The following is a 12,568-nucleotide window of genomic DNA, read 5'->3' as shown; positions in this document are numbered from 1 at the left end:
TCGATGTGGAGGAATATATGGGAACAGATATTTTGGTTTATATAGGTGGCTTAGCGCTATTAGACACATTAAGTCCTACAATAGTGGGCGTTACACTATACCTTATTTTAACAAATAAAAGAAATTTAACTTCAAGATTATTTTTATATCTATTTACAGTTGCACTATTGTATTTCTCATTAGGTGTAGCAATGATGTTAGGGTTAAATTATATTATTGAAACCTTCTCTAACATATTTCAAAATAAAGTATTTAGTTGGATTATTTTTATAGTAGGGGTTATTTTATTTGTGGGTAGCTTTTTTATCCCTACAAATAAAAAAAATAATATTCCCAAACCTAAAACTCAAAGTATATCCTCAATTATATTTATTGGTATTACAACTTTTTTAATTGAGGCAAGTGCAGCTTTTCCGTATTTTGCTGCTATTGGTTTGTTAACAACAAATAATATACCTACTTATCAATGGTTGCCAATTATCGCCACATATAACATTATTATGGTTTTACCAGCATTACTTATCTTTTTAGGATATAAGTTATTTGGAAGTTGGATAAATTCTAAATTAGTTAATCTTCATCATAAACTATCAAACACTTCAAATTCCGCACTATCTTGGATAATGTGCATTGTTGGGTTAATATTAATTTTTAACACTCTAGATTATCTATAATCAAGTGAATCCCCAGCCTAGTTGATAAGTTCCGCTATGGGGAGTAGAAATAAAAAGAGCATTGACCTGTGGACTGCTCCCCGTTTTCAATATAGGAATCAAAAAACATCTAAACAGCCAATTGCCGGGATTTGACCGGTGACGGCTGTTTAGTTTCGCTCGAATACATGTATGGGATAACAATTTTCGGTGGAGGCATTACCATTGGGTTAATACCAATTGAACAAAGAAAACGTTTTAACTCGCTTCGAAGCTTACTTGATTCTGGCGCTTTCATAACCGGTCCAGCCATTGCAGGACTGCTGCTTACGATTGGAACACCTAATATGGCAATTTACTTGAATGCCAGCCTTTCCGTCACTCTGACTCTTCTTACCGCCGCTTTGTCGGGGCTATCCACGACTTTGACGATTCTATCCATCACTTCGGCTGTTCCTTCCGTCGCTCCGATTTCTTTCCGTCATGATACTATATCCGATTGTCTAATCACTAGGGGTTTTAAATTAAATGAAACAACCTGAGCCCTTACAATATAGAACCCAAGTTGATGAATAGTACTTATTTATTCTCTCCTATTTAACGGGATGCACTAATCCGGGATGGTAACACCGTCTAACTTTAATACCTCTTCTGAACTGTATATGGATATGGTTTTTTTCTCACAGTTTAAAAATGTGACACTTCCAATCATATCTTCAATTTGAAAATCCACCATTTGATGTTGAAGTTGAGGTTTATTTGGAAAGTTAATAATATAGGGTTGTTTATCCCAATCAGAAACTTCTAACTTAGTTAAGTCAATATTCAATCCAATACCCAATGCTTTCACAACGGATTCCTTTCGTGTCCAATATTTTAAAAGAGCCATAGTCTTATTAGCTTTAGTAATTGTTTTCTTTTCATTATCTGATAATGTATTAAATAGAAAATCAAAATCTTTATTTTGATTTAAATTTTCTATATCAATTCCTATCTCATCTAGACTTACGCCAATTACTACGTATTTACATGTGTGCGACACATTAAATTTAATCTTCTGATTCTTTCCAGTTAGATAAGGCTTACCATGGGGCTCACCACACGTCTTACAATCCCTATTAATTTTTATATTTTTTGGAGAGTCTGCAGTATATAGAGCTAGTATGTCCCTTAAGAAGGTAAAGGTAACTACTGCATTGTCTTTATCCTTTTTAAATCTTAGTCTCCTTATTCTTTGTAGTTCCTCTTCACTCAAGTTATTGCAATCCTTTCCATATGTATCTAATTTAGCCCACCAAATGTGACATTCATTTTTAGAAAGCAAGCTAATACTGATCTCCTCCTTCCGCTATCAATTTCTTCACTTATTTTTGTTTCCTTCATATTATGATATATCTTTGATGGCACTTTCGCTATTGCGTGAATTACTAGTTTTTCTTCGGACAAAATATAGCGTAGACGGCGATACTAGGTGATCTACTTGAGCAAAGCAGGTGCCGATTCTGTTTAAGTTTAACAGAAACAGCAAAAGCAAACGGCATTGACTTCTATCAATACCTTGTGAAGTGACTGATGATCTGCCTCCCTTACCGCTTCATCAACAACATAAAACTTAGTCGAAGTTGATTCAAGCAACATGTGCAAATTAACAGCCTTCTATCCAAATAGCATCGGATAGAAGGCTGGTTGTCATGCATACTGGGAGGTGCGTTATTTTATTATCAAAAGCCAACTTCAGCAATGGATCGCTAGCCTTCCTAAGAACTTACTTTCTAATCGGAACTCTGGCAGCTCTATATATCTTATTATCAGCTTCTTTATCTTCACCATTTAGAGAGTGCTTCTTAATCAATTGGCTCATTAACTTAATTGTAGGATTTTCAAACAAACTTATTAGTTTTATATTAGTGTTATATACTTCATTTATTTTTATTAGTAGTTGAACAGCTAACAATGAATGCCCCCCTAACGCAAAGAAGTCCTCATTCTTAGATATCTCAACATTAGTATGAAGAATCTTCTGCCACAGCCTAGCTAAATGAAGTTCAGTCTCTTCTAAAGGCTCTAAGTTCTCGCTAGCTATTTCATCCCATCTTATCTGTGGTAGTTTTTTTCGATCTATTTTTCCATTAGCACTAATAGGTAAATCATTTAACAACACAGTTTTACTTGGTACCATGGCAACCGGAATATTTTCCAGCAAATACCTTCTGATTTCATGCTCATCAAGATTTACATTCTCGTGCGGAACAACATAGGATTGTAAATATTCCTTATCATTATCATTGACTTTAATCACTACTGAACTTTTAATTGCTGGATATTGATTCAGAAAATATTCAATTTCGTTCAGATCAATCCTCACTCCATTTAATTTAACTTGAAAATCCTTTCTACCCAAATATTCTATAAATCCACTTGGATGATATCTGCCAATATCGCCCGTATAATAGACTAAGTCGTCATGTTTTTGGGATAAAGGGTTACTTCTAAAAGTATTATTAGGGTGGTTAATATAACCACTACTTTTATATGGAGTCTTAATAACGATCTCTCCTGGTTCATTAATTGCACAGAGAGAATTTTGATCATTGATAATTAATATTTCCGTATTTTTTATAGGCTCACCAATTGGAACAATAGATAAGCGTTCTTTATTGTCCCTTACCCTATGGAAACATTTAGCTAAGGTTGTTTCAGAGGGACCATATAAATTGACAATTTCGCTTTCTTTTGAAATAGCATTTTTCCATTGTTCAACTAATTTGTAACTAAGAGGTTCGCCTGCAAAGAATGTCAGCCTAACATCCAAGCTTTTTACTTTATTAGATACAATCCACCTATTTAGTAATGAAGGGACAGCATGAATGACCGTGATTTTGTTATTCATTAACCACTCGATGACATCTTCATAGGAATTCGGTAAACAAAGGGTAGCTCCACTTATTAAAGGTAGAAATACATCCCGCAAATATACATCAAAAGCAGGATTCGTAAATTGAGCAAACCTATCGTTAGGCTTAATATTAAATTCACTTTTTTGCCAACATAAAAAATGATTTAAACCTTTCTGATTACCGATAATACCTTTCGGCTTACCCGTTGATCCAGATGTGAAATAAACATAAGCTTCGGAATCATTTCTAACTAATGGATTTATTATTAGCTCATTTACACGGCCACTCTCTTTAGAAATAGAGATATCTGGTGATAGGTACTGTGCATTTATTTTATTTCTTTGTATAGAAGACATTAAATTATCAAAGTCAATAAATAATTTTACATTAGCCTCATCTAAAATAGTATTAACTCTATTGATTGGTGTGCCTACATTAATAGGAACAAATACATAACCATTCATTAGCATACTGATAATACTAGTTATATAGTTAAAAGAGCTCTTTCCATAAATGGCTATTCTATCTCCCTCTGTTAGATTTAATTCGCGCAATACTTTTGTAAATTCATTTGTATAATCTAGTACATCCTTATATGTCCAAACTCTATTTTGTTCTTCAATGGCAGCTGATTTTAAGTTCGCTTCTATGGAGCCCTTTAAAGTATTTAAGAAGGTCTCATGAAGATTTTCATTATAATTAAAGTTGTTATTATAATGATGACTAATATTACTTAAACGAATACAACCTATTCTATTATTTTGTTGTTCAATCAATGATTCACATAAGGTATTAAGTTGTTCAACAAATGCTAGCATGCGTGTTGTATGGATTTTATTGTTTTGAAAAACTACTTTTAATTCGAGAGAATCCCCCTTATCAATGAAATAAAAAGTGATAAGGAATTTTGCCTTAGTTTCATGTAATTGTTTTCTTTCTACTTCCAAGTCTATTAATTCATTAGAATTCCGATCATAGTTTATATAGTTTACTAATATATCAAATACTGGGTTAGCACTTATTGTTCTAGACGGTTGAATTTCTTCTACAATTTTTTCAAAAGGAACATCTTGATTTACAAACATCTCTGTAATTACATTATTCATATTGTCAATCACATCAGTAATGGTTTGGTCATTTTGTATATACGTTCTTAAAGGCAACGTATTTAAAAATAATCCAATTGTGTTTTCCCACTTTGTTGATCGATCAATAACTGGTGTTCCTATTATTACATCATTTTGTCTATTCATTCTATGAAGTAGTATATTTAAAGCTGAAACAATTGTTGTGAAGTGTGATGTCGCCTGCTGTTTACTGATCTCTTTCATATTATTATAAGATTTAGTTGAGAACGTATAATCAAGCTGTGTACTATGGTTGTTATGAATAGTATTATACTCATCGATGGGAAATTTGGTCTTCATTAAGTTTCCACTTAAATTTGCCTTCCAATATTCAAGTTGCTTTTTATAGAATGAAGAATTAGTAAAACGAACCTGCTCTCTTGCGTACTCAGTATAAGAGCATGGTTTCTTATAGGTTAAGTTATTCCCTAGTTTTAATTGATTATAATTTTCAAACAGTTCGCTCTCGAAATATTCTACTGAAAGACCATCAATAACTATATGATGGAAAACTATTAAAAGGAGATATTCTGTGTCACTAAACTTTAATAACTTGACTCTATAAGGCATATCCGTCTCTAAATTAAATGGTTTGGACAAAATCTCATTTAATTGATTCTTGCTAAAGCTATCTTTATCGCAATGTTCATCAAATTGTTCGACTTCAAAGTCTACTTTTTCTATATTTTTAATCAACGTGTATGGCTTACCATTGTTTACTCTAAAATTAGCTCTTAATATTTCATTATCCTTAATAATCTTTGTAACACTTTCAATCAATAAATCGATGTTTAATTTGCCATTTATTTTTAATGAATAAGGTAAATGATAATTATAATCCTCTGGATGAAGTTGATATAAGAACCATATCCCTTCTTGAGCAGAAGACAATGGTTGAAAGTCGTTGTCATTTTTATCAATAACTTCTTTGTTATTGATAATTTCGTTATCAATCTTTGACGCAAGTTCCCTAATAGTTGGAGTTTCGAATATATCTCTAAGTCTTAACTCTGTTTCAAAAGCTTTATTGATTTTAGAAATAATCTTGACACCTAATAAAGAGTGTCCACCTATCTTAAAGAAATTGCTTTCTACCCCTATATCTTCTAAGCATAACGCTTCTTCCCAAATATCTGATATGTCTTTTTCTGTTTTATTACTTGGTGACACATAACCAGCAGGGCTGAGAATGTTTTCCTTATTTGGTTTAGGCAAAGCTTGATAATCTAATTTCCCGTTTTTATTAATTGGGAACGCGTTTAAGTACACTATATATTGAGGGATCATATAATCAGGAAGCTTCTTACTTAGAAAATTATATAAATAATTGTTTTCCAACTGAGAATTCGCAATGACATATCCAACTAGCGCATTTTTTTGATTTGATTTATCGAAATGAACAACTGCATCTTTTATTTTATCAAACTCCTTGAGTGAGTTTTCAATCTCACCCAATTCTACACGCATACCTCTCACTTTGACTTGCGAATCTTCTCTGCCGGTAAACATTAAATTACCATCAATGTCTAAATATCCCTGGTCACCTGTACGATAGATTGTCTCATCTATACTGTATGGATTTTTAATGAAGCTCTTATTTGTTTTTTCTATATCATGTAAATATCCATTTGCTAATCCGATACCTCCTATATACAGGTCTCCGGTAACACCATAGGGAACAGGTTTCATCTTTTTATCAAGTACATAGATGTAATTATTATTTATTGGTTTGCCTACTGAAACAATTCCTTTTTTATGACCGTCTTGAGATGTACATTCATAACAAGTGGAATCAATAGAAACCTCCGTAGCTCCCCACGAGTTAAATAACCTAACGTCCATTTTTTTGAATAGCTCTTTAACTAAAGATGATGATAACGCCTCTCCACTAGATATAATTGCTCGTAAATTCTTAAGTTTTAATGTTTCTTCTTCACTAATTAAATCTATGAAAGGTTTTAACATACTCGGTACAAAATGCAATATTGAAACATTATATTTTATAGCATCTTCAATAATAGAGTGCGGATCTTTATGTTCTTCCGGTTTCATTAGTGCTACTCTTGCTCCTACAATTAATGGCCAAAATATTTCAACTGCCGCATCATCAAAAGATAATGTTGTTTTTTGTAGGACAGTTTCATCAGGTTGCAAATTATGATAATTTTGCATCCATAACATTCTATTAATCCAGCCTCTATGATTATTAGCAACGCCTTTCGGTTTCCCGGTCGAACCAGATGTATAATAAACTGAAATTAGGTCTGTAGGTTTTACCTCGCCTTCTTTGCAGCCACCAAGCTCAAAAGATGCATCTAAGTTTAGTTGTTTAATATCAAGTATGGAGGTATTTGTGTCAACTACATCACTTTCCTTACATCCTGATAGCAGTAATAATTTTGCTTTTGAGTCTTCTATTATTTCATGAACCCTATCTGCTGGCATACTATTATCTATTGGCAAATAAGCCCCACCTGCTTTTAAAATGCCCATTAACCCTATTATCATATCAAGTGAACGTTCAATTTTAATAGCAACTACATCATTTCGTCCAATACCCCTGTTTTTTAACAGTTTACTTAGACATGTAGACTTTTTTTCTAGCTCCTCATAGGTAATATTCTTATCACCAAATGTAACAGCTATATTATGTGGAGTTTTTGATGCTTGCTCCTCAAATAAATTATGCAATCCTACATTTTGAGGGATTCTTATCACACTTCCCTTATTCAACAAGCATTCTATTTCATTCTTATTAAGCATATTAATATCGCCTATTTTACTGTCCAAAGTACTATTTTGGATATTATTTAATATCCCCTGGAAGTGATTGGTAAATTGATAAATCATATCTTCGGTAAAAATGTCTGATTTATATTCCCATCTCCCAGATATAGCATGCTCATCTTCCTCGAAAAACAATGTAAGGTCATACTTAGATGTATTATTGTTAACTTTTTCAGGTACACCTTTAATGAAATCAAAGTGCTTTTTATTATATTTAGGAGTATTTTGGAGTGCCATCATTATATTAATTATTGGAGTAAAGCTCTGATCAATGCCTTCTCTAACCTCATTAACTATCTTTTCAAAAGGCAAATCAGCATTTTTTAAGTTACTTATACTTTGCTTTTGAATATGATATAGAAGGTCTCTGTATGTTAAATTGTCATCGAGTTCTGACCTCCAAGGTAATGTGTTCACAAAAAACCCCAGTACATTTTCAAAATTACGGTTAGGCCTTCCTGCAACTGGCGCACCAACAATCAAATCTTTTTGCTTTGTATATTTATAAAGCAAAACTTGAAACACACTCATTAGTACCATAAACTTGGTTGTGCCTGTTTCTTTTGTAATTCGATTTATTATATCGACCTGCTTTTGAGGAAGTATAAAACTAAAAAAATCACCCTGGAAATTACTATCTGAATTAACTCTATGGCTTGTAAATTTAACTTTATCTAGCTGTCCTTTCAATAAATCTTTCCAATAATTAATTAATTCAGCTTCATTATGCTGTAAATATTTCTTGTGCCATAGCGTATAATCTTTATATTGAAAAATATTATTGGCTTCTATTTTATTTTCCCTATCAGTTTGTAGTGAATTGTAAATTGTAAATAAATCATCGATGAAAATATTGAAAGACCAATCATCAAATATAATATGATGAAAGTTAAGAAATAGTAGATAGTTATCAGTACCTAATTTATATAGGTTAACTTCAAAAAGAGGGGCTTTAGACAAATCGAACTTTCTTTTAGATTTTTCAATTAAGATAGCTTCTAAGTTTGTTGAGTCTTTTTCCAAATCAACAAATTGAAAAGGCGTCGTGTCAAGATTGTTTACGACTTCTTGCAAAGCAGTACCATCTGACTCAAAAATTCTAGTTCTTAATATTTCATGTTTATTGCATAACACTTTTATAGAATCCTGGAGTTTACTTGAATCAATTTTGCCTTTCAACTTTAATTTATATGGTATGTTGTATAAATAATCGCTCATTTCCGTTTTATCCCAAAACCATAGTCTTGTTTGTTGCGAAGAAGCTGCTAACCTTTTCTCGTTCGTCTTACTTATGACATAATTTCTAGTTTTTTTCTCCCTTTTTCCGATTAGCTCAGCAAGCTTTTTAATAGTTTTCATCTCAAAAATGTCACTTATATTAATATTAATATCGAAAGTTTCCTCAATCGCACCTAATAATTTTACTGCATTTAAAGAATTTCCCCCTATTTCAAAGAATGATGTATCAATAGGTATGCTATTGACATCTAAAATCTCCTTCCAAAGTGAATAGATTTTACGCTCAACCTCATTCATCTTGACTTTTTTTGTAATTTCCAAATTAGAAATTACATAATTGGTCAAATACTGCCTATCAACCTTACCATTTTTATTAAGTGGTAGAGACTCCAGTGTTAAGTATTCCTGAGGAAGCATATAATTAGGTAGCTTTTTAGAGAGTATTTCTTTTACTTCATCCAAATTTCCTTGACCTTGATTTTTAAAGACAATTACTGCTCGGATTATCGTTTCATTATTCTTATTAATCCTTGAAACAACTGCACTATCTTGTATTGAACTGATCTTATCAATTTGAGCTTGTATTTCATTTAATTCAACTCTGAAACCTCGGATTTTAACTTGATGATCTACCCTACTTATGAATTCTAATTGATCATTATCATCTACCCTTGCTAAATCACCGGTTTTATATAAAATCGACTCATTTTTACCTTCTTGAAAACAATTTTGTTTATATTTTGAAGCAGTTAATGAATCGTTCTTGTAATACCCTCGGGTAATCCCCAAACCAGTAATATAAATTTCACCGACTCTACCCTTTTCTACAGGATTCATATATTCGTCTAATAACAAAATAGTTGAGCGGCCGTAAGGTTGACCTAATGGAATTACATTGCCTTTTCGTTCTATTCTATCTACATCATTTGCCATTACACCTACAGTAACTTCAGTTGGTCCATAGTGGTTAAAAATTTTACATGCAGCGTTAGTTTCTTTAATTTTATCTACAAGACTCCACTTTAATTGTTCCCCGCCTAAAATTATGTATTCTGGTATAAACATTGATGTATTTTGTCCGTGTAAAAGAGCTTCCATATGAGACGGCACTAACTTAATACAATGAATGTCGTGCACCCTACAATAACTGCTCAACATCACAGAATCCGTTATCATACTCTCTGGTATAACATGAAGTGAGCCACCTGTAGTTAATGATGCAAAAATAGGCGTTACAGATAAGTCTGCAGCAATTGTAGTTAACAACGTATAATTTAACGGCTTGTTGACCTCCATATAATGAAGAATTCCTTGTAGATGATTCAAAACATTTTTATGCTCAACCTGAACACCTTTAGGTTCTCCTGTGGTGCCCGATGTAAAAATAGTATAAATCAAATTATCAATCGTATATTCTTTTGATACGTTCATTTCACCGTATCGATCATAATCTAATATCTCTAAATTATGAATACTAGTTACACAAGCTTTCTCAAACTTGCTTCCATTTTTATTGTCAGTTAACAAAAAATTAGGATTTACTTGATCTACTATTTTTGTTAGACGGTCCACAGGTAATGACGGGTCTAAAGGTACATAATATCCACCTGCTTTAATAATACCTATGATTGCTATAATCATTGTAATTGATTTATCAAAGCATATTGCCACCGGTTCTTCTACATTCATTTTTTCATTCTTTAATAGATTTGCTATTTGGTTTGCTTTACTGTTTATATCTTTATAAGTGATAGTTTCATCCATAAAGCGAACGGCTATCTTATTTGGGTGCTTGATTACTTGTTCTTCAAAAGAATCAATAACTGTTTTAGTTAAATCAATTTTTTGGTTACTTACAAATATAAAATCTTTCTTTGCAATTAACACTTTATCACCTCATGCAATATTCTATTTAAAAAAACTCCCATTCGAAATCGAAAAGATGTCGCTCACTACCATTTTATGATTGGCTTTTCTATTTTCCATTTTCACTCGTTTGTTTATCTTTTCCCTATGGAGATTTTTAATATGAGCGTTGAATGGCAAGTTGCCAAACTCTAATATCCTGACTGCCCCTAAATGATCTCTTATTGGGATAACACTTCCTTGATTATAGATACTTGGTGCGAACGGAATATCTAATACACCGTTAGCAAAAGATTTAATGGTTCCTTGTGCAAGGTCTCCATTTCCAATTTCCAGGACTTTATCTATAATTAGATTTGTTTCCTCATTTATAATTGTGACTTCATCAGATACGTCAATTTTTATACTGCCAATTTGACTACTAATCATCTTCACCATATGTTCAGAAGTTCTTATTCCATCCATATTTGCCTCTAAGGTAGGTATTCCTTCCGCCTCATGCGGTGTTTTTAATATCATTTTATTTGCAGCAGAAAGAACAGCTGTAAGAGAACCTAAGTTTATCACTGAATAAGCAGCTGATTCTTCTCGTGGAAAATTGCCCATCCATTGATGATACACTGTTGACAGGTTTACAGTGTATCCATACTTCTTGAATATATCAATTGCTTGAGTACGTAATGAAATCATCGCAGCAATGTCCTGTACAATATGTCCAACGCTACCATATCCTAGGCTTATATTCTTTACACCTTGTTCTGCTGCTAATAGCCCCTCTATTATGGCTATTGAATTTGATATACTCGGTGGTACCAGTGTACCTGTTAAAGGTCCAAATGGTTCTCTATTCAATGAAATGCCCATTTCTTCATAAATACCTATCAACCTATCACAGTATTGCCAATCGGATATACTTTTTTCTAAGCTAACTTTCTTAGAATAAGGAATATTATAAGAAATGCCTCCCCCCTCATTAGAAGTCCATCCAGAAGCGTGTATAATCTCTGCTAGAAGTCTACCATCTGGAGAACCATGCCTCGCCTGTAATGGTTTTGAGATTGAGTCGTTCAATTCCCTACACCCTTTTAACCCGTGGTTAACTGCTGGGAAGCCATTTAAAACCGAGCTTTTTTTGCTTAAGCTCTCACTTAAACCTTTCTCACTTTTAAGGTATTCATTTTGTCTTGTGTAACTATCAATAGTCACAGGCATTAAATCTGCGCCAGCTTCAATAAAACCTTCCAATAAGGTCTTCTGTCCCCGAAGTGTAGCTACCCCACCTCGAGGTTGAAGCAATAATTTATTGTTCCTTTTAGCATCATCTAATATTTTTGAGAAGTATTTATGCTCAGGCAAGCTACTTAAATATTGATAAGCTTCATCTAACTTAATTGATTTACCTGTAGGCCAACTATCCAATACTTGTTTTCTTGTCTGATAAAATTGATCTTTAGTTAACTTTACGTTTTTGACTTGCATCTTTATTCCCCATATCTAAAGTAAGATCGTTAACTTTCCTTAGAGAAATATCATTATAAATAGAATCTATTGCCCATTCTAAGTCATCTGCTGGGCTAAAAACTCTGTTAAATCCCATTTTCAAAAACTTTCTTTCTACAGTTTCCCATTCACTTTTACCAATGCTTAAATTTCCTCCAATATAAAGTAATACATTATTTAATCCATTTTTAAGACAATTTCTAGAAAATCCCCTACAATCTAGTTCAGCATGACCATATAATGAAGATACTACAATTGCATCCGCCTTTACTTCCTTCGCAGTATTGATGAAATCTTCTTGTGAACACTGTACACCTAGGTTATGAACTGTGAAACCCTTTTCCTTGAACGCAAAATGCAGGATCTTGTTCCCTACAGAGTGACAATCCTGACCAATTACTCCCATAACAATAGTAATAGTATTCATGTATATAATCCTCCTAACATAATACCTCCTGCCTGAACTAGACAAGAGGCAAATTAATAATATTTATATGGA

The 12,568-nt window shown here is 32.7% G+C and carries 5 protein-coding genes and 1 pseudogene; 2 read left to right on the top strand and 4 right to left on the bottom strand.

Going from position 1 to position 12,568, the window contains the following annotated elements; genetic code table 11:
* Positions 1 to 17: 17 nt before the first annotated feature.
* Both ACIQZA_RS01575 and ACIQZA_RS01570 read left to right on the top strand, forming a co-directional pair.
* Entirely contained in the window at positions 18 to 674 is a 657-nt protein-coding gene (locus tag ACIQZA_RS01575) for a GAP family protein (protein ID WP_400934344.1), read from the top strand.
* A 209-nt stretch (positions 675 to 883) separates the two neighbouring features.
* Positions 884 to 1,022: pseudogene (locus ACIQZA_RS01570) on the top strand (MFS transporter); the annotation flags it as partial.
* 241 nt (positions 1,023 to 1,263) lie between these two features.
* Here the strand turns inward: ACIQZA_RS01570 and ACIQZA_RS01565 are convergent.
* From ACIQZA_RS01565 to glmS, 4 genes are all read right to left on the bottom strand, one after another.
* Positions 1,264 to 1,977, bottom strand: coding sequence for a 4'-phosphopantetheinyl transferase family protein (locus tag ACIQZA_RS01565; RefSeq protein WP_402880070.1), 714 nt, complete (start codon positions 1,975 to 1,977; stop codon positions 1,264 to 1,266).
* 441 nt (positions 1,978 to 2,418) lie between these two features.
* Positions 2,419 to 10,590 (bottom strand): amino acid adenylation domain-containing protein, encoded by an 8,172-nt coding sequence (locus tag ACIQZA_RS01560; RefSeq protein ID WP_402880071.1) that lies wholly within the window; start codon positions 10,588 to 10,590, stop codon positions 2,419 to 2,421.
* Positions 10,591 to 10,611: 21 nt separating this feature from the next.
* A complete protein-coding gene (locus tag ACIQZA_RS01555; RefSeq protein WP_400934338.1) occupies positions 10,612 to 12,048 on the bottom strand; it encodes a methylaspartate mutase subunit E in 1,437 nt (478 codons plus the stop codon).
* Positions 12,020 to 12,496, bottom strand: coding sequence for a methylaspartate mutase subunit S (gene glmS, locus ACIQZA_RS01550; RefSeq protein ID WP_400934337.1), 477 nt, complete (start codon positions 12,494 to 12,496; stop codon positions 12,020 to 12,022). The genes ACIQZA_RS01555 and glmS overlap by 29 nt, the downstream gene beginning before the upstream one ends.
* Positions 12,497 to 12,568: the final 72 nt, after the last annotated feature.

It is taken from the genome of Lysinibacillus sp. NPDC096382 (assembly GCF_044762845.1).
In the GTDB taxonomy this organism is placed as follows: domain Bacteria; phylum Bacillota; class Bacilli; order Bacillales_A; family Planococcaceae; genus Lysinibacillus.
The sequence above is the reverse complement of the archived record's forward strand: the minus strand, read 5'-3'. Positions and strand labels throughout refer to the sequence as shown.

Coding starts and splice junctions, on each gene's coding strand:
- ACIQZA_RS01575 (WP_400934344.1), top strand. CDS start 18: ATGGGAACAGATATTTTGGTTTATATAGGTGGCTTAGCGCTATTAGAC.
- glmS (WP_400934337.1), bottom strand. CDS start 12,496: ATGAATACTATTACTATTGTTATGGGAGTAATTGGTCAGGATTGTCAC.
- ACIQZA_RS01555 (WP_400934338.1), bottom strand. CDS start 12,048: ATGCAAGTCAAAAACGTAAAGTTAACTAAAGATCAATTTTATCAGACA.